We start from the raw sequence: 18,807 nt of genomic DNA, 5'->3' as shown, positions 1-18,807 counted from the left end.
GCAATAGTTTCGACTCGCTACTAATAAGGCTGCATCCTCAATCAAGGAGAAAGCCGATGTACAAATCCATTTCCCTAGCCGTTCTGATTGCCGGAGTGTCGGCAATTGCCCTGCCGACTGTGGCATTTGCAGGCGGCAGTCATGCGCTCCACCAGACGGGAGCAATCCTGTCGCCGGAAAACCAGGAGATTGACCCGAACTACGACATCCTGGCCGCCCATGTGCACCGCAAGGGGCGTGTCGTAACCTTCCACATGACACTGAAGGGAACGGCCGGTGCGAGCGTGCCGGAGGCAAACGGTGCGCTCGCAGGGGCGCCGGTGCAGTCCTATGTCTGGCCAACGTCACTGAAACCGGAAACGGTCGGGTTTGAAGGGGGGAGCGGCATCCTTGCGCTGGTGGCTACCAGCCATCCGGATTTCGACGACACACCGCTTTTTGATGAAGACGGCGACGGCGACCTTCTGAACGACGGTGCGAAATGGCACTCGCACTGGGTGGTGCTGACACCGAACGAGGCCTGCGGTGCCGGCGCACTCTCCGTGCAGGATATTCCCGCTGACACCAACCCGAAGATGCCGGCCACCTGGCCGGGCCTGCCGATCTACATCGACAGCCCTGGATTTTCACCCGTGTTGGAGGCAGAGGAAATTACCCTCAACGTGGCCTTTGCCGATGAAAGCACTGTTGAGACCCTGTCGTATGACGGCGTCACGTCGGCCCTGCGGGTGAACCAGAACGTCCACGCCCCACTGCTGTGCGTCGTCGACGTCTTCGACGTTGCCTCCGGCGATCTCAGCCTGCCGGGAAAAATGACCGGGAACTGAGCCGCATCAGCACCAACCACTCACCGCGTCATTGCCGGGCTTGTCCCGGCAATCCATGCCATGACCGGGCTGGGTTCCAAGGTCGTATCTGGGGCAGGGAAACGGCGTGGATGCCATGGTCGAGCCATGGCATGACGGGGAAGGGGGCTCTGAAGGACAGCGTCCGAAGCTGGAAAGACCGTTAGCCCTCGTGCGGAGCGTAGGAGGCCGGGTCGACCTGGGCCGGACGTCCGGGGAGGGTGAGTTGCGCCTGCCGGGCCGGGGTTGTTGCGATCACCTTGCCGGACTTGACGACCGCAAGGCGCGTTGCCTTCAGGCGAATGGCCTCGATCGTGTCTCGGGCCTGTAGCAGCACGAAGTCCGCCTTGCAGCCTTTGTCCAGACCGTACCCGTCCAGGTTCATCGCCTTGGCCGGATGCGCGGTGACGCAGTCGTAGCAGTAACGGATGGCGTCGCGGCTGGTCATCTGGGCAACGTGAAGCCCCATGGACGCGACCTCCAGCATGTCGCCGGAGCCCATTGAGTACCAGGGGTCCATCACACAGTCGTGGCCGAAGGCGACATTGATGCCGTAGGACCGCATCTCCGGAACACGGGTCTGGCCGCGGCGCTTTGGATACGTGTCGTGCCGACCCTGCAGCGTGATGTTGATCAGCGGGTTCGCAATGGCATGCACTTCCGCTTCGGCGATCAGGGGCAACAGTTTGGAGACGTAGTAATTGTCCATGGAATGCATGGACGTCAGATGCGATCCGGCAACGCGGCCCTGCAGCCCGAGGCGCTGGGTCTGATAGGCGAGCGTCTCGATATGGCGCGACATCGGATCGTCGGTCTCGTCGCAGTGCATGTCGACCATCAGACCGCGTTCTGCCGCGATTTCGCACAGCCGCGCGACCGATCGGGCACCGTCGTCCATGGTGCGCTCGAAATGCGGAATGCCGCCGACGATGTCGACGCCCATGTCGAGTGCCGTCAGAAGGTTCTTCTCGGCGGTGGCAGAGCGGTAGAGCCCGTCCTGGGGGAAGGCGACCAGTTGCAGGTCGATGTAGTCCTTCACCTTCTCTCGCACTTCCAGCAGGCCTTTGACGCCGGTCAGCCTGTCGTCGCACACATCCACATGGGTGCGGATTGCCAGCAGTCCCTGCGAGACGGCCAGATCGCAATATCTCAGGGCCCGCTCAACAACGGCATCGACGGTCAGGATCTCCTTCAGTTCTCCCCAAAGCGCGATGCCTTCCAGCAGCGTGCCGCTGCGGTTCATGCGCGGCAGGCCGAGCGACAGCGTCGCATCCATGTGGAAGTGGCTGTCAACAAACGGCGGCGACACGAGGTGTCCACCAGCATCGATCACCTGGCCGGCGTCCGCCGTGATCCCGGTTTCCACAGCCTCGATACGGCCGTTCCGGCAGGCAATGTCGATGCCGTGGCGGCCGTCGGGCAGGTTGGCGTTCTTGACGAGGAGATCGAAACTCATGGGACTGTCTCAGCGTTGACCACGGAAGTAGGGCACAAGAAGGGCCCTTGGATAGTCTGCCCGGCGGGCAACGACAATCAGCGCGGCGATGGAAAGCAGATACGGCATCATCAGGAACACCTGGCCGGGAATGAAACTGCCGACCTCGGTCTGAAGACGGACCTGGAAGGCATCAAAAGCCCCGAAGAGTAGAGCGCCGATCAGGGCCTTGCCGGGTCGCCAGGAGGCGAACACCGTCAGGGCGATGCAGATCCAGCCACGGCCGTTGACCATGCCGAAGAAAAACGCGTCGAAGGCCGACATGGTCAGGAAGGCGCCGCCAAGCGCCATGATCGCGGAGCCCGCAACCACCGTACCGATGCGGATCGCATAGACCGAGAGGCCTTGCGATTCCACGGCAGCCGGATTGTCGCCGACCGCCTGAATGGCCAGGCCAAGCGGGGTTCGGTAGAGCACATAGGCCGTGACCGCGACCAACAGCAGGGCGAGGAAGGTCAGGGGCGTCTGCTGGAACAGGGCTGGCCCGAGGAACGGCAGGTCACTCAGGCCCGGAATGTCGAGGGGCTTGAAAGCCTCGATCCGGGGCGGTGACGAGACGTCCGGCAGGGCCGTCCGGTAGATGAAATAACTGAGCGAAGTGGCAAACAGCGTCACGCCAATGCCCGAGACGTGCTGAGAGAGCCCGAGAGGCACGGTCAGAATGGCGTGGATCAGTCCGAAGAAGGCGCCGGCCATCGCCGCGACCAGAACGCCGCCCCACAGGCCTGCGCCGAGCCAGACCGCCATCCAGCCGGCCATGGCACCGGCGGTGAAGATGCCTTCGATGCCGAGGTTGAGGACACCGGCACGTTCGCAAACAAGCGCTCCGATAACACCGAAGATCAGCGGGGTCGCGATGCGGAGCGCGGCCGCCCAGAAGTTGGCGGAGATGAGAATGTCGAGGATCTCGGTCATTCTGCCGCCTCCGGGTTTGCCTGGCTGCCGACAAAACGGATCTTGAAGCGCAGGAACAGACCGGAGACCAGAACGCACAACAGCGCCATGGCGACGATCAGGTCTGCCAGATAGTTGGAGACACCAGTGGCACGGGACATGGAATCGGCCCCTACAAAGATGCTCGCGATGAAAAGAGCCGCCAGAACGACACCGGCCGGGGAAAGCCCGGCAAGCATGGCGACAACGATGCCGGAATAGCCGAAACCGGGTGATAGGTCAGCGGTCAGATAGCCTTTCAAACCGGCAACTTCACCAACGCCAGCAAGCCCTGCCAGCGCGCCGGACAGAAGACCGACGCGAATGAAGGTTGCGGTGACCGGAATGCCGGCGTGGCGGGCGGCGGCCGCGTTCTCGCCAACCGCGCGGATTTCGAAACCCCAGACGGTGCGTTTCAAGAGGAAATAGACGCCGAGCGACGAAACGAGGGCGATGACAAGACCCCAGTGAATACGCATCCGGTCCATCAGCTTGGGCAAGGCCGCTTCATCGAGGATGGGTTCTGACTGTGGCCAGCCCATGCCCATGGGGTCCTTCATCGGGCCTTCCAGCATCATCTGCACGAAAAGCAGGATGATGAAGTTCAGCAGCAAGGTGGTGACGACTTCATCGACGCCAAGCCGGGTTTTCAAAAGGGTTGGACCAAGCATGACCAGCCCGCCGGCGAGCGCACCGGCAACGATCACCATGGGAATGAGAAGGTAGGGCGGTGCGGAAATGACGCCGGTGCCGACGGCAACCGCCGCAAGGGCGCCGGCATAAAGCTGGCCTTCCGCGCCGATGTTCCAGAGCTTGGCCCGGAAGGCGACGGCTGCCGCCAGGCCGGTGAGGATCAGCGGTGTCGCTCTTGTCAGCATTTCGGTGAAGGCAAAGAGTGAGCCGAAGGCGCCCTTGGCCATGAGGCTGTAGGCCTCGAACACCGACAAGCCGGCAAAGGCCATGGGGATGGCGGCAAGCACCAGGGCGGCAACAGCCGCGGCAATCGATACGCCCAGCATACGGGAAACGGAGGAGGGGCCACGCGGTTCGAAGCGGATCATGCTGCGTCCTCCGCATTGTGTCCGGCCATCCTGAGGCCGAGAGAGCCGCGATCCAGCGTCTCGCTGGGTTCAGCTTCGGACAGATGCCCGCGGTGGATCACGGCGATCCTGTCGGAAAGGCGCATGAGTTCGTCGAGATCCTCCGAGATCAGGATGACACCGGCCCCGCGGTCGCGAGCCGCCAGCAGGCGCTTGTGAACATCGGACGTGGCACCGACATCCAGCCCGCGCGACGGCTGGGCAGCCAGCACCACCTTTGGAACAGTTTCAAGGGTTCTGGCCAGTACGATCTTCTGGATATTGCCACCCGACAGTAGCCGCGCCGGGCTGTCCTCACTCTGGCAACGGATATCGTAGGCCTTGATCAGGTTGCGCGCCCGCTCCCGCATGGCGGAGAACCGCAGCAGACCGAGGCGCTGGTTTTCCGGTTTGCGGATGGCTTCGATGGCAAGGTTTTCCGAAACGCTCATAGCTCCGACAATGCCGTCGTGGTGACGATCTTCGGGAATGCGGGCAAGGCCGTTGTCGATCATGGTTCGGGCACTTGCGTGGCCGATCACCGTGCCTTCCAGCGTCATGGATCCATGGGTGAGCGGTTCCAGACCGGAAATGACCCGTGCAAGCGTCGTCTGGCCGTTACCCGAAACCCCTGCAATGCCAAGGATTTCACCGGATTTCAGTGTGAGGTCGACCGCGTGCAAGGCATCGCGGCCATGTCCGGCGGAGGCCTTGTTCAAGACGAAAAGCGGTGCGCCCGGTGTGCCGGGGGACCGCATTGTCTCGACAATGGCATGGCCGACCATCAACTCGGCCAGCTTGCGCCGGTCGCATTCCGCTGTCGGCAGGTCGGCCACCTTGCGGCCACCGCGCAACACGGCGACCCGGTGCGAAGAGGCAAGGACTTCCGCCAGCTTGTGCGAGATGAAGATGATGCCGAGCCCGTCGTCGGCCAGCTTTTTCAAGGTCGCGAACAGAGTGTCGGATTCCTGGGGTGTCAGCACAGCGGTCGGTTCGTCCAGAACCAGCACGCGGGCATCGCGGTAGAGCGCCTTCAGGATTTCCACCCGCTGTTTTTCGCCGACGGAAAGCTGGGAAATGCGAGCGTCGAGGGAAACCGTCAGGCCGGAGCGGGCCATCAGCTCTTCCAGTTTGCGGCGGGCAGGCGCCCGGGAAGAGGAAAGCGCGGCAAGCCGTTCCGTGCCCAGAAGGATATTGTCGAGCGCGCTCAGGTTTTCGGCAAGGGTGAAGTGCTGGTGCACCATGCCGATACCGGCCTGGAGCGCGGCATGCGGCGAGCCTGGTTCCAGTTCGCTCAAGCCGGAGCCGTCCGGCGAAACCATGACCCGGCCTTCGTCGGCCACGTAGTGCCCGAAAAGGATGTTCATCAAGGTGGTCTTGCCGGCGCCGTTCTCGCCGAGAAGGGCAAGGATCTCGCCCTGTTTCAAATCGAGCGATACGTCGCCATTGGCCGTCAGAGCGCCGAAGCGCTTGGTGATGCCGTCCAATCGCAGCACGACACCAGCGTCCTGTGCCGGACCTGCCATATGTTCCCCCCGGGAAAAGAATGAGTGCCGCGCTTGAACCCCGCGGCCGGGAATCGCCGGCGGTCATTGTGACCGCCGGACGTGGCAGGCGAAAGCCTACATGGTGGATTTCGGTTCGCTGTCGTTCACATTGACGCGGAACAGGCCGTCGAGGATTTCCTGCTCCTTGGCCTTTGCCGCGGAAACCGCGTCGGCAGGAGCAAGGCTTTCGTCCACAACGAAGCTGCCGCCGCCGTAGGACATGAAGCTGTAGGGGCCGAAATCGGCAGGTTCAAAGGTGTCGCTGGCAACGAGGCCGATCGCCTTGTCGATGGTCGGTTCCATGTGCCACAGCGCGGAGGACAGGATGGTGCCCGGATAGTCGCTTGCCGTGTCGATCACGTTGCCGATCGCCAGAATGCCCTTTTCCTTGGCCGCATCGGAAACGCCGAAGCGCTCTGCGTAGAGAATGTCCGCACCCTTGTCGATCATCGCGAAGGCAGCTTCCTTGGCCTTGGGCGGGTCGTACCAGGAGTTGATGAAGGTTACGAGGAACTTCACGTCCGGGTTCACGGAGGTTGCGCCTTCCATGAAGGCGTTCATCAGGCGGTTCACTTCCGGAATGGCGTAGCCGCCGACCATGCCGATGACATTCGACTTGGTGGTGGCGCCGGCGATCATGCCGGAGAGATAGCTCGGCTCATGGATCCAGTTGTCGAAGACGGCAAAGTTCGGCTGAGCCGGTCCGAAGGACGACCCCATCAGGAAGGCCGTGTCCGGATATTCCGCAGCCACCTTGCGGGCGGCGCGCTCGACGGCGAATGCTTCGCCAACCACCAGATCCATGCCCTGTTCGGCGTATTCACGCATGACGCGCTCATAGTCGGTGTTGGCAACGTTTTCGGAGAAGGTGTAGGTGATTTCGCCGCGTTCCTGGGCGGCTTTCAGCGCCTTGTCGATGCGGCTGACCCACTGCTGTTCGACCGGAACGGTGTAGATCGCTGCGACCTTGACCGGGTCGGCGGCATTGGCGGAAGGAATGGACAGTCCTGCCGATACTGTAACAGCCAGAGCGGCCGTCAACATGGCCCTGCGGGCCCTGGAAAATGGTTTGGAAGTGAGCATCTGAAATCCCCTGGAAAAGACCTTGTGCAGACTTAGATGACCACAAAATATGCGTGCTCACAAGCTGGGCAGGAGCTTCGGCGGCAAATTTTTTGAACAATTGGGAAAATTTGTGAAGCTCGGCGCGGACTGGTTGTGAGGGGTGGAAACTACCCGTCCGGTGTCGACGTGAATGCGGCCCGAAGGAGCGGTTACAAGGTCCCGGCTGCAAAACCTGTGGGGCCGGCTTCCGGCTCCGATTCCCTCCCTCCGGCTCCGGCGTGGCCACAACTTTACGGCAGCGAGCAATACGGCAATCGCGGAAAAGGCAAGTCTCGCAGAAAAATGTGGGCTGAACGCAAAAACGCCCGGCACGGGCCGGGCGTCTTGAGCAGTCGACGTTTCGGCGATCAGCTGAAGAGGCTGGAAACCGATTTTTCCAGTGCCGTGCGGTTGATTGCTTCGCCGATCAGCGGGGCAATCGAGATTGCACGGATGTTGGCTGCAGCCGTGATGGCGGCAGTCGGTTCGATGGAGTTGGTGATGACCAGCTCCTTCAGCTTGGAAGAGGTCACGCGGGCAACGGCACCGCCGGACAGAACGCCGTGAGTGATATAGGCCGTTACCGACTGTGCGCCCTTGGACAACAGGGCTTCGGCAGCGTTGCAGAGCGTGCCGCCACTGTCGACGATGTCATCGACCAGGATGCAGTCATAGCCTTTGACATCACCGATGATGTTCATGACTTCCGATTCTCCGGGCTTGTCGCGACGCTTGTCGACGATGGAGAGCGGAGCTTCGATGCGCTTGGCAAGTGCACGGGCGCGCACCACGCCGCCGACATCCGGAGACACGACCATGACATTGTCGGTCGCGTAGCGTTCCTTGATGTCGCGCGTCATGACGGGCGCTGCGAACAGGTTGTCTGTCGGGATATCGAAAAAACCCTGGATCTGACCGGCGTGGAGATCCAGGGTTAGAATGCGGTCGGCACCGGCTTCGGTAATGAGATTGGCCACCAGCTTTGCCGAGATCGGGGTTCGGCCGGAGGCGCGGCGATCTTGCCGGGCGTAGCCGAAATACGGAATGACCGCGGTAATGCGGCGGGCAGAGGACCGGCGGAGCGCATCGATGATGATGAGCAGCTCCATAAGGTGGTCGTTTGCCGGGTAGCTGGTCGGCTGGACGACGAATACATCTTCGCCGCGTACGTTTTCCTGGATTTCTACGAAGATTTCCTGGTCGGCAAACCGCCGGACCTGGCATTTGGCGAGAGGGGCATCCAGGTATTTGGATATTTCCTCAGCCAGGGCTCGGTTGGAATTGCCCGCGACGATCTTCATGAGCCGCAAGTCCTTCTGGTGCGACGGCGGTTTTGCAGACAGGTTGTGCCTTGCAAACACGCGGAAAGGCCTAGGTCTTAAGTCATGTGCCGGGTGCCGGGAGCCTCGCTCGGAAACCCTCGGCAGGCGGCGGCGTTGTAACAACCAAGCAACCGGACCACAACAGGCGTTCGTGCCTGACGCCCGCTTTTTTTTATTTTTTGTGACGCCACGCCGGAATTACCCGGCAAAGCAATTCATTATCGGTTGAGCCAGGCCTTGATTTCCACCATCGAGCGATTGGCAATGCGCGACAGCGTCCCGGAGCTGACAGCCTGCCATGGGTCGCCCGAGGCTCCGCCGGTATCTTCCGTTCCGGAGATTCGCTTCACGCGGCGACCAGAGCTGTCGACGATGTCGAAAACGTAGAAGACCGTGCCGTTGGAAGGCTGCCCGGTGGCCGACAGATAGCCATTGACCCGGTAGGTGGCGGCCGCGCCGATGCGGCGCACCAGCGTGATGCCCTGTTTGCGGGCTTCGGAGCCGATCATTTCGGACAGCTCGTCGGCAATGTTGCCCGGTGCACCGGTAAACGGCTCGAACGCGAAGGTGATGCCTTCTTCCGGGTCGACCTGACCGGCGATCGTCGGCGCGGTGACAGTGGTCGAGATCGGAGTAGGGGGCTGTGGAGCAGCCTGACAGGCTGCAAGCCCTGCTCCAAGCAGTAGAACCGCCAACAGGCGCCGGGAAGAAATGGATTGTTGGGTGGTCTTGTCTGTCATGGAGACGCTTGGCTCTCGCGGTCGATATCGTCGTGGCAGCGGCCCTGCCGGAAACGCGAAACGCGAACCGGGCCGCAAGGTTGAAACTGGTTTAGCCTGACTTGACCGGCAGGTCGAGAGGCAGCTTGGACAAGCACTCTGGCGTTCCGGTCGTGGTCAGATAGGTCTGGCCGAGCGTCATGGCGGTTCCGGAGTTGGAATCCATCAGGATCATATGCATGAAGATGACCATGTCGGGCTTTACCTCGGCCGGATTGGCCCGGTACGCCATCGGCATGTCCATCCAGCTTGGTGTGAACCTGGCACCCAGGGAATAACCGCAGGCGTTCAGCCGGTGCGGCATCAGGCCATGAGCGTCCACCCGTTCCGCATGAGCGTCGAAAACATCGCCGAATGTCTTGCCGGGAACGAGCTGTGTTTCAACGGCGGCCAGTGCTTCGCGTGCGGCGGTGTACATCTCCAGATGCCGGTCCGTCGGCGTGCCGATCACCACCGTGCGCATCAGTGCGGCATGGTAGTGGCGGTAGGCGCCTGCCCATTCCAGTGTCAGCTGGTCCTGTTCGGACAGGTTCCGGCGACCTGCCTTGTAACGGCACAGGAGAGCGTCGCGGTCGGAGCCGATGATGAACTCGTTGCCGGGGTAATCGCCGCCACCTTCAAAAATGGCTCCCTGCATCGCAGCCAGGATGCGGCCTTCGTCGGCTCCGGGGTGGATTTCATCCATTGCCGCATAAAAGGCCTTGTCCGCAAGCTCCGCGGCCTTGCGCACATAAACGATTTCCTCGGCGCTTTTCACCGCACGAAGGTCGGGGATCAGGGGCGAGGCATCGCTGACATCGGCGAAACTGGTAAGTTCCTCGTTCAGCTTCAGCGCTATTTTGCCGGTCATGCCCTGTGTGTCGTATTCAACGCCCAGCTTGCAGCCGAGCAGGTCCATGTCGAACAGCAGTTCCTTCAGTTGCAGCACCGGGCTGGCGGAGCCGCGGTCGATCCAGATGCGGATGTCCTCGATGTTCGAGGTGTGCTTGGCCTGGCGTTCGTCGGCAGATCGGGTGAGGAGTACCCGGCGTCCTTCCTTCGTCACCACGAGGCACTGGAAGAAGCAGAAACCGAAGGTGTCGTAGCCGGTCAGCCAGTACATGCTCTCCTGGGCGAAGAGCAGCATGGCATCCAGCTTCTGCGCCTCCATGGCGGCTTTCAGCTTGTCAAAGCGGCTTTCAAACTCGGCATCGGAAAAATGAAGTGCCATGGTTGGTCCTCACAAAAGTGCAATCGCGCTGATCTGGCGGCCGTAGTCCGGTTCCTTGCGATGGGTCGTCCGGCGATAGGAGAAGAAGCGGTCTTCATCGGCATAGGTGCACAGTGCCAGGTCGGCAACGGCCCCCAGTCCAAGAGCCTGAAGCTTGTCCGTAATGAAGGCGGGCAGGTCGAACATGAAGTGCTCTGCCCGTTCCGAAGGCTTGAAGTAGCGGGTGTTGTCCGGGTGCTCCTGAAGGAAACGTTCCTTGAATTCGGGGCCGACCTCATAGGCGCCCTGCGAAATCGTCGGACCCAGCACCGCCGTGATGTTGGTTCTGGTCGCGCCGAGAGCCTCCATGGCGGCAACCGTATTCTGCAAGATGCCGGTAACGGCGCCTTTCCAGCCTGAATGGGCAGCGCCGATGACACCCGCCTTGGTATCCGCAAACAGAAGCGGGCCGCAATCGGCCGTCGCGATGCCGATGGCAAGGCCCGGTGTGGCCGTGACCAGGGCATCGGCTTTGCGGTCTGCATCCTGTGCGAACGGTGCGCTGACAGTGATCACGTCGGCGGAGTGGATCTGATAGGGGGACACCAGGCGATCGGCACCGATGCCGAGCTGGCCGGCAACCCGGTCGCGGTTTTCAAGAACGCTGCTGCGCTCATCGTCAGAACCGAGACCGATATTGAGGCTGGTATAAATGCCGCCGGAAACGCCGCCCTGGCGGGTGAAGAAGCCGTGCCGGATGCCATCCAGCTTCAAGACGTCTGCTTCAATTTTCATTCAGGGCTCCTGAGGGGGAGGGGATTCGCCACGCCAGCGACTGATCCTTGGGGTGTTCAGGACGCGCTGTCAAACGGGGGAAACGAATTTCCGGAATTCGTCACAGCGAGCACCTTGAAAAGATCCCCCATCTGGTCAGGCGCGGCCAGCCGTTCGACGGCATCGCGGATCGCCTCCTGTTCGCTGTGGGTTTTACCCGCACCAAGGGCACCTGCCCGTTCCAGAAGACCGGTGCGAAGCAGGAATTCGCCCTGGGTCAGCGGCGTAAGAGCGCGGGCGCCCGCCCGGACAGCCGCCGCCGCCAACGCCTCAAAATTCACATGGGCGGTCAGATCCGCTTCTCCCGGATGAGCCAGGACGTCGTCATAGGCGTGCCTGTAAAGTGCTTGCAGCGTGTCGCCGGCAGCAGTCTTCAGATACCCGTAATCAATGAAGAGTGCTGCACCGCCGCTATCTGCAATCCGCCGGCCGATTTCTTCGGCGATCGCATTGGCTGCAGGCTGGGTTTCGAAGATCGTGCCGTCCGGTGCAGTGGAAAGGCCAGCGGGTACAGCGTCATCGGGCAGACGGGCGGTGCCGACACCGAAGATCAGCTCTCCGTGCTGCGAAAGCCCGATCTGGCGTTCCTGCCAGCCGTGTTCGGTCTTGACGAACTGATGGATCGGCAGGGCGTCGAAAAACTCGTTGGCAACCAGGATCAGCGGGCCGTCCGGAACGTCCTGGAACCGGTCGCGAAACTGCGGTTTCAACGGACCGCGCTTCAGAGCCGCTGACTGCATGTCCCTCAGTCGCTGGCTGGTCTCAACCAGGTTCAGGCGAGCCGCCTTCACAAAGGCAGGTCGCAGGGCAGCCATCCGCAAGAGGTCGGACATCAGTGTGCCGCGACCGGGCCCAAGTTCGACCAGCCGAAATTCCGCGGGCTCTCCAAGTGCCTGCCAGGCGGACAGGCAGGCTGCCCCGACGAGTTCGCCGAACATCTGGCTGACTTCGGGTGCTGTGACGAAATCGCCCGCGGTGCCGAACGGTTCGCGCGTCATGTAGTAGCCGGCGTCCGGGTCCCCGAGGCAAACGGACATGTATTGTGCGACCGAAAGCGGGCCCTCGGTTTCGATCCGTGCCTTGATCCTGTCTTTCAGTCCCGTCACGCCGCGGTTGCTCCAGTCCGGCGCCGGGCGGCCCAGATCATGGTTGCGAGACCCGCCAGGATCATCGGTACGGACAGCAGTATGCCCATGGTGAGAAAGCCGCTCAGATAGCCGATATGGGCATCCGGAACCCTGTAGAGTTCTGCTATCGACCGGGCGATGCCGTAGCCGAAGGCAAAGGCACCGGCAAGAAAGCCGGGCTTTTGCAAAAGCTTGAAGCGCCGGCTGAGCACCATCAGAACCAGAAACAGCACGATGCCTTCGAGCGCGGCTTCATAGAGCTGGCTTGGATGACGGGGATCCGGTCCGCCGTTCGGAAAAACCACGGCCCAGGGTACATCCGTCGGCCGGCCCCAGAGCTCGGAATTGATGAAATTGGCGATACGGCCGAAGAACAGGCCGATGGGAGCCGCGCAGCCGGCAAGGTCGAACAGGGTCCAGATTGACAGGCCGCGTTTCCAGGCAAACAGGATCATCGCGATGACGGTGCCGGCAAAGCCGCCGTGGAAGGACATGCCACCGGTCCAGATCTCGAGCGCTTCGGCCGGGTGGGCGATATAATAGCCCGGATTGTAGAACAGCACGTAGCCGAGGCGGCCTCCGATGATGATACCTAGCGTTCCCCACAGCACGAAGTCGTCGATCTCGAGCTGTGTGGGACGGGCAATGCCACCCCACAGCCGGTCGTTGGCCACCAGCAGACGCATGTAGCGCCAGGCCAGCAGAATGCCGACGATATAGGCAAGCGCGTACCAGCGCAGGGCAAAGGGCCCGAATTCGACGAGTACAGGATCGATTGCGGGAAAGGGCATAACCAGAACAGGCGGCACGGCAGAACCTTCCGATGGTGCGCGGGCGGGTTTCGGGCTGAACGCTTGCGCGATCTTGTCCGCCTCGTCAAGCCGACACGGGTTTGTCAGGCCGGTGAGGCGCTGCCCGCAAGAGGGTTCGGGAGATTGCTCCTGTTGATAGTGAATTCGGCTGCGGCGGAATTGGTCCTTGAAGTTCCCGCCATTCCCTCATACCTCTCTCCCATCGCATGTTTTTCCGATCAAGGAGGGTCCGATGACCCAAGGCCCGAACCGTCTTCTCGATGATTTTGCCAAGCTGATGACCGACGCCGCCGGTGTTGCCCAAGGTGCGCGCCGCGAGGTGGAGACCGCCTTCCGTGCGCAGGCCGAGCGTTTCCTGTCCGACATGGACGTGGTTTCTCGCGAAGAGCACGAAGCGGTCAAAGAGATGGCAGTGCGCGCTCTGGACCGGATCGACGAGCTCGAATCGCGGATCGCCAAACTCGAAAATCCGGAATCCGGCGCTGCTGGAGACGCTTAACCCGATTTGTTGACGTCGATGTGAGCGTTTTCTGTTAATAGTTGATGACAGAATTACGACGCGTGAACATGGCGGGTTTGCGTTGATTTTGGGCAGTGTGATGAAAAATACCGCTGAGTCGTCCACAAGTTTCGGCTTTTTTCGCTCAATTGGTATGTATCGCTTAAGTCAATCCTGCTCCTATACTGAAAGATAACAGGGATTCGTCGGAGCAAGACGGAACCGGTTCCCTTCTAAAAGGGCCGTAACAGGACGCGTTTTGCTCCTCCGGCATGGGACTTTTCCCGGCGGCCCGCCCGGTTATCGTGATCGGGTTCAAGGCCCCCGGCTCAGAAGGGGAGTAGGCACATGAGCCTCATCGAGCTTGAACTCGAGCGACCTGGTAATCCCGTTGACACCATCGAGACGTTCGCCGCCTTGAACGACTGGACGTTCGAAAGGTCGGACGAAGACGAGATCACCATATCCCTGGAGGGGAGCTGGTGTGATTACCACGTCTCCTTCTCGTGGATGGAGGAAGTCGAAGCCCTTCATCTTGCCTGCGCTTTTGACCTCAAGGTCACCGAATTGCGCAAGACGGAAGTTGTCCGTCTGCTCGCACTGGTCAATGAACAGCTCTGGATGGGCCACTTCGATCTCTGGAACAAGGAGAACGTGGTGATGTTCCGGCAGTCGCTGCTTCTTGCGGGCGGTGCGGAGGCTTCCTCGGCACAGATCGAGGGAATGCTGACAAATGCCCTTGAAAACTGCGAACGTTTCTATCAAGCCTTTCAATTCGTCGTCTGGGCCGGTCATTCGGCAGCCGAGGCGTTGAATACGGCCTTGTTTGAAACCGCAGGAGAAGCATGAGCTTTTCAAAGGAACGGCCTTTCCTTCTTGTCGGAGCCGGCAAGATGGGCGGGGCAATGTTATCAGGCTGGATGGCGGAAGGGATTGATCCCGCCGCCATCGTGGTCAGCGACCCGCGTCTTTCCGAAGAGATGGACGCCCTCCTCAAGAAACACGGCATCCGCCATGTGACTTCGGTCCCGGATGACCTTACGGCTGGCATCGTGCTGGTGGCGATCAAGCCACAGCTCATGGACCAGGTCCTTCCCAGCCTGAGGTCTGCCGTTGCTGCCGACACGCTCGTGCTGTCGATTGCGGCTGGCACTCCGGTTGCCAAATTCGAGGAATACTTTGGCAAGGTGCCGATCTGCCGCTGCATGCCGAACACACCGGCCATGGTCAAACGCGGCATCACGGCGGTGTATCCGACTGAGGCAGTTTCCGCTTCTTCCCGTGAAGATGTCACCAAGCTTCTGTCAGCGGTCGGAAAGGTGGTCTGGCTCGACAGCGAAAACCAGATCGATCTGGTGACCGGTGTCAGTGGTTCGGGCCCAGCCTATGTTTTCTTCCTCGCAGAAGCCTTGAGCGAAGCGGGCAAGCAGGCCGGGCTTCCCGAAGAGATAGCTCATGAGCTGGCCGTTGCCACGGTGTGCGGGGCAGGCGAGCTGATGCACCAGTCCGGTGAACATCCCTCCATCCTGCGCCAGAACGTTACCAGCCCGAACGGCACGACGGCTGCTGCGCTTGACGTGCTGATGCACGCCGAAGGATTGCAGCCGGTTATGAGCGAGGCGGTTGCCGCCGCCGTCAAACGCGCGCGGGAGCTGGCCGGCTGAGGTCGTCCCGGCAACACGGGTTTTATCAGACAAAAGGCCGCCGGAACTCCGGCGGCCTTTTGGTTCTCTGACCCGAAAGCCGAAGGGCCTTCGAGCAGCATGGCGTGGTTACTGCGCGTTGATGGTCGAAACGGCAAGATTGGTCAGCTTGCTGTTTGCCGCCTTTTCCTGGTCGAGAATGCCGGTCAGCAGGTCGTGGGCCTCATCGTGGCCGAGGACCTTGGCCCATTCGCGCAGTGTCCCGTAGCGGGCGATCTCATAATGCTCGACCGCCTGGCAGGCAGCCAGCAATGCTGCGTTCTTGGCCGCGCCGCTCGCCTCGCTGATGATGCCGTCGGTTTCCTTGATCAGGCCTTCAATGGCATCGCACTTCTCGCCTTCCGGCTTCTTTCCGAGCGACTTGAAGACCTGTTCCAGAACCTTGACCTGGGATTTCGTTTCTTCCAGATGCTCACCGATCGCATCCTTCAGTTTCTTGCCGTTTGCAGCCTCCTGCAGTTTCGGCATGGTCTTGGTCATGGTTTTTTCGGCGTAGTAGATGTCCTGAAGCGTATGCTCGAAAGCATCGGCAAGCGTTTTCATGGGGCGTCCTTTCACAAGATGCGCTTGGCCCGGGGCGGGGCTCGGCAAAGGTCTGTCAAAGCCACCCGGAGACGATCGGCGCGATGCTCCGTTTCAACGGGGCTTCGCGTGGGGGAACCGATCGCTCGGGCGGAACAGGTCATGAGAAAGGTGACCGGGAGTCCTTCCGGACACTCCGTACACGGTCTCAGGCCCGTCAGTTCAGGAAACGCCGTGCCAGTCGGTTTGGTTCCTGTTCGGTGCCTGCATTTGCCTGAGACCCGCGTTCCTGGAGGGGCGTTCCGACAGCCTGCGGCAGCGGGCCGCCCTTTTCTGTAAGCGCCTGCGATCCTATGTTGAGGGCTGTAAACACACAGGAGGGCCAGCAATGGCGACCGCGAAGACCAAGCAGAAGATCCTGAAGACCTTTCTCGATCTGTTGTCGGAACATCCTTATGAAGACGTCTCGCTGCCGTTGATCGCCGAGACGGCCAAGGTCAAGCTTTCCGAAATGCGCAGCGCTTATGCCTCCAAGCTGAAGCTGGTTGCCGCCTTCCTGGAACAGATCGACACCGCTGTTCTGGACGAACGCGACGAGGATATGGGCGACCAACCCCCGCGCGATCGCCTGTTCGACATCCTGATGAGCCGCATCGACGCCATGGCCGAACACAAGGAAGCCGTGCGTGCGCTCCACAAGGCGGCGCGAAAGGATCCCGCCCTTGCGCTTGACTTCAACGCCCTTGAAGTGCGCTCGCAGAAATGGATGCTGATCGCTGCCGGGATCGATGTTTCCGGGGTCAAGGCAACCGTCGTTGCCCAGGGTCTCTCCGTTGCCTTTGCCCGTGTCATCGGCGTTTGGCTGGACGAGGAAGACGAAGGCATGCCGCGCACCATGGCGCGCCTCGACAAGGAACTGGACAAGGGCACGTCCTTCATGAAGCGGCTGAACAAGCTGGACGGCGTCGCAAAAGGCATCCGGTCGTTCTTCCGCAAGGCATCTGAACGGTCTGGCCGCCGCGGTGACAGGGCGGAAAGTGGCCGGGAAGACACAGACCTCGGCGGAGAAGCCCCGGCAGGCGCCTGAGCGCTGCCCGGGCCTTGCGAACAGTCATCTGACCGTCCATGGTCGCTCGCGGAACAAAAGGAATGTTTTCGTGAGCGATCAGATCAGTTTTGACGATTTCCTGAAAGTGGATGTGCGTGTCGGCCGCGTTATCAAGGCCGAGGAATTTCCCGAAGCACGCAAGCCTGCCTACAAGATGCAGATCGATTTCGGTCCGGAAATCGGCATCAAGAAAACCTCTGCACAGATCACCAAACACTACACGCCGGAAACCCTGGTCGGAAAGCTGGTGATGGCGGTGGTCAACTTCCCGCCGCGCCAGATTGGCCCCGTCATGTCCGAAGTGCTGACACTCGGCGTTCCGGATGCTGATGGCGAAGTGGTGCTTTTGTCGCCGACCAAGGACGTTCCGATCGGCGGTCGGCTTTACTGATCCTGCGCACTTGGCCCCGTCTCCAGGGACAAGCTCGTTTCAGGGTTGCAGATTTCGCGCAAGCCGGTTCTGGCGTTCGATCACCCTCGGCAGGTCGATCGTGGTGATCTGGCCGTCGTTGACGACCTGACGACCTTCCACGAACAGGTGTTTGACGCGTGTCGGACCGGCGAGCAGCAGGGCCGCCGGATCCCAGCTGCCCGCGCTTTCTATGCCGGAAACATCCCACAGTGCGATATCGGCACGTTTGCCGAGGGCGAGCCGGCCGCAGTCCGGCCGGTTGAGCACATCGGCTCCGCCACGCGTCGCGATTTCCAGGGCTTCGCGGGCAGACATGGCATCCGCACCGTTGGCCACCCGTTGCAGCAGCATCGACTGGCGCGCTTCCAGGACCAGGTTGCCGGCATCGTTGCTGGCCGAACCGTCAACACCAAGGCCAACCTTCACCCCGGCGTCGCGCATTGCGCGAACAGGGGCAATGCCGCTGCCAAGCCGGCAATTGGAGCAGGGGCAATGGGCAACGCCGGTGCCGCTGCCGGCGAACAACCGGATTTCCCGATCATCCAGCTTGACGCAATGGGCGTGCCAGACATCCGGCCCGGTCCAGCCGAGATCCTCGGCGTATTGCCCCGGTCGGCAGCCGAATTTTTCCTGCGAGTAGGAAATGTCCTCATCGTTCTCCGCAAGATGGGTATGAAGCATAACCTTCTTGTCGCGAGCTAACAGAGCCGCATCGCGCATCAGGTCCCGGCTGACCGAGAAGGGTGAGCAAGGGGCAAGGCCGACACGAACCATCGCGCCTTCTGACGGGTCGTGAAAGGCGTCTACGACGCGAATGGAATCTTCCAGAATGCTGGCTTCCCGTTCAACAAGACTGTCGGGCGGAAGGCCGCCGTCGCTTTCGCCAATACTCATGGCGCCACGGGTCGGGTGAAAGCGAAGGCCGATCTCTCTTGCGGCGGCGATGGTGTCATCAAGCCTCGACCCGTTGGGATAGAGGTAGAGATGATCGGAGCTGAGCGTGCATCCGGAAAGTGCCAGTTCGGCAAGTCCGGTCTGCGCGGAAACGAACATTTCCTCCGGGCCGAAGCGGGACCAGATCGGGTAAAGGGTCTGCAGCCAACCGAAAAGCAGGGCGTCCTGGCCGCCGGGAACGGCTCTGGTCAAGCTCTGGTAGAGATGATGGTGCGTGTTCACAAGGCCGGGTGTCACGACGCAGCCACGAGCGGACAGCGTTTCGCCGGAGGTCTCCAGATCTTTGCCGATTTCCGCAATCACGCCATCACGCAGACGAATGTCGACGGCTGACAGTTCCCGACGGTCATCATCCATCGTGAGGACGGTATCGGCATTTTTCAGCAGAATATCAGGCATGGTGCATTCCTCAAGTCCCCGTCTCATCGGAATGCGCTCGGCTGGTGGAAAACGGGGGCAAGAACCAGCAAGCCATTTGGTAGAAAATTGATGTTTGCCCAGTCAACCGGAAATTGGGTGGCGATTGTGTTCAATCACCTTGAA

At 61.2% G+C, this 18,807-nt stretch carries 19 protein-coding genes; 6 read left to right on the top strand and 13 right to left on the bottom strand.

Features of this window, described 5'->3' with window-relative positions:
• The first annotated feature begins 56 nt into the window (after window positions 1-56).
• Complete coding sequence (locus HCG46_RS04590) at window positions 57-827, top strand: hypothetical protein (protein WP_168684854.1); 771 nt, start codon at window positions 57-59, stop codon at window positions 825-827.
• Window positions 828-1,008: 181 nt separating this feature from the next.
• On the opposite strand, the gene HCG46_RS04585 is transcribed toward HCG46_RS04590, so the two are convergent.
• From HCG46_RS04585 to lgt, 11 genes are all read right to left on the bottom strand, one after another.
• On the bottom strand, window positions 1,009-2,301 hold the full coding sequence (locus HCG46_RS04585; protein WP_168684852.1) for an amidohydrolase family protein: 1,293 nt from the start codon (window positions 2,299-2,301) through the stop codon (window positions 1,009-1,011).
• A gap of 9 nt (window positions 2,302-2,310) precedes the next feature.
• Window positions 2,311-3,255, bottom strand: a complete 945-nt coding sequence (locus HCG46_RS04580; RefSeq protein WP_022998093.1) for an ABC transporter permease — start codon at window positions 3,253-3,255, stop codon at window positions 2,311-2,313.
• The gene (locus HCG46_RS04575; protein ID WP_062487649.1) at window positions 3,252-4,334 is read right to left on the bottom strand and encodes an ABC transporter permease; all 1,083 of its coding nucleotides are present in this window, start codon (window positions 4,332-4,334) and stop codon (window positions 3,252-3,254) included. Before HCG46_RS04575 ends, HCG46_RS04580 begins: the two co-directional genes overlap by 4 nt.
• On the bottom strand, window positions 4,331-5,878 hold the full coding sequence (locus HCG46_RS04570) for an ABC transporter ATP-binding protein (protein WP_055655884.1): 1,548 nt from the start codon (window positions 5,876-5,878) through the stop codon (window positions 4,331-4,333). Before HCG46_RS04570 ends, HCG46_RS04575 begins: the two co-directional genes overlap by 4 nt.
• A gap of 96 nt (window positions 5,879-5,974) precedes the next feature.
• Window positions 5,975-6,982: a BMP family protein gene (locus tag HCG46_RS04565; RefSeq protein ID WP_075282500.1), complete on the bottom strand. Its 1,008-nt coding sequence runs from the start codon at window positions 6,980-6,982 to the stop codon at window positions 5,975-5,977.
• Between the two features lie 389 nt (window positions 6,983-7,371).
• The gene (locus HCG46_RS04560; protein WP_031268253.1) at window positions 7,372-8,304 is read right to left on the bottom strand and encodes a ribose-phosphate pyrophosphokinase; all 933 of its coding nucleotides are present in this window, start codon (window positions 8,302-8,304) and stop codon (window positions 7,372-7,374) included.
• A gap of 239 nt (window positions 8,305-8,543) precedes the next feature.
• Window positions 8,544-9,065, bottom strand: coding sequence for a hypothetical protein (locus tag HCG46_RS04555; RefSeq protein WP_022998088.1), 522 nt, complete (start codon window positions 9,063-9,065; stop codon window positions 8,544-8,546).
• Window positions 9,066-9,156: 91 nt separating this feature from the next.
• Window positions 9,157-10,314 (bottom strand): Xaa-Pro peptidase family protein, encoded by a 1,158-nt coding sequence (locus tag HCG46_RS04550; protein WP_152505778.1) that lies wholly within the window; start codon window positions 10,312-10,314, stop codon window positions 9,157-9,159.
• Between the two features lie 9 nt (window positions 10,315-10,323).
• Window positions 10,324-11,088 carry a peptidoglycan editing factor PgeF gene (pgeF, locus tag HCG46_RS04545; protein ID WP_022998086.1) on the bottom strand — a complete coding sequence of 255 codons (765 nt, stop codon included), beginning with the start codon at window positions 11,086-11,088 and terminating at the stop codon, window positions 10,324-10,326.
• 56 nt (window positions 11,089-11,144) lie between these two features.
• The gene (locus HCG46_RS04540; RefSeq protein WP_168684850.1) at window positions 11,145-12,233 is read right to left on the bottom strand and encodes a class I SAM-dependent methyltransferase; all 1,089 of its coding nucleotides are present in this window, start codon (window positions 12,231-12,233) and stop codon (window positions 11,145-11,147) included.
• Complete coding sequence (lgt, locus tag HCG46_RS04535; protein ID WP_022998084.1) at window positions 12,230-13,045, bottom strand: prolipoprotein diacylglyceryl transferase; 816 nt, start codon at window positions 13,043-13,045, stop codon at window positions 12,230-12,232. The genes HCG46_RS04540 and lgt overlap by 4 nt, the downstream gene beginning before the upstream one ends.
• 253 nt (window positions 13,046-13,298) lie before the next feature.
• Between lgt and HCG46_RS04530 the strand changes: the two genes are divergently transcribed.
• The 3 genes from HCG46_RS04530 to proC all read left to right on the top strand — a co-directional run bounded on the left by HCG46_RS04530 (window position 13,299) and on the right by proC (window position 15,229).
• Window positions 13,299-13,565, top strand: a complete 267-nt coding sequence (locus tag HCG46_RS04530) for an accessory factor UbiK family protein (RefSeq protein WP_022998083.1) — start codon at window positions 13,299-13,301, stop codon at window positions 13,563-13,565.
• 348 nt (window positions 13,566-13,913) lie between these two features.
• Window positions 13,914-14,414, top strand: a complete 501-nt coding sequence (locus tag HCG46_RS04525) for a YbjN domain-containing protein (RefSeq protein WP_022998082.1) — start codon at window positions 13,914-13,916, stop codon at window positions 14,412-14,414.
• Window positions 14,411-15,229, top strand: coding sequence for a pyrroline-5-carboxylate reductase (gene proC / locus HCG46_RS04520; RefSeq protein WP_168684848.1), 819 nt, complete (start codon window positions 14,411-14,413; stop codon window positions 15,227-15,229). Before HCG46_RS04525 ends, proC begins: the two co-directional genes overlap by 4 nt.
• 108 nt (window positions 15,230-15,337) lie before the next feature.
• Here proC and HCG46_RS04515 read toward each other — a convergent pair whose 3' ends face one another.
• Window positions 15,338-15,811 (bottom strand): ferritin-like domain-containing protein, encoded by a 474-nt coding sequence (locus HCG46_RS04515; protein WP_055655871.1) that lies wholly within the window; start codon window positions 15,809-15,811, stop codon window positions 15,338-15,340.
• 367 nt (window positions 15,812-16,178) lie between these two features.
• On the opposite strand from HCG46_RS04515, the gene HCG46_RS04510 reads away from it, so the two are divergent.
• Window positions 16,179-16,877 carry a TetR/AcrR family transcriptional regulator gene (locus HCG46_RS04510; RefSeq protein ID WP_055655868.1) on the top strand — a complete coding sequence of 233 codons (699 nt, stop codon included), beginning with the start codon at window positions 16,179-16,181 and terminating at the stop codon, window positions 16,875-16,877.
• Window positions 16,878-16,947: 70 nt separating this feature from the next.
• On the top strand, window positions 16,948-17,289 hold the full coding sequence (locus tag HCG46_RS04505; RefSeq protein WP_022998077.1) for a tRNA-binding protein: 342 nt from the start codon (window positions 16,948-16,950) through the stop codon (window positions 17,287-17,289).
• A gap of 39 nt (window positions 17,290-17,328) precedes the next feature.
• Here HCG46_RS04505 and HCG46_RS04500 read toward each other — a convergent pair whose 3' ends face one another.
• A complete protein-coding gene (locus tag HCG46_RS04500) occupies window positions 17,329-18,663 on the bottom strand; it encodes an 8-oxoguanine deaminase (RefSeq protein WP_168684846.1) in 1,335 nt (444 codons plus the stop codon).
• Window positions 18,664-18,807: the final 144 nt, after the last annotated feature.

The organism is Labrenzia sp. PO1 (assembly GCF_012273635.1).
Lineage (GTDB): Bacteria > Pseudomonadota > Alphaproteobacteria > Rhizobiales > Stappiaceae > Roseibium > Roseibium algicola.
This window is presented reverse-complemented; position numbering and strand designations above follow the sequence as displayed.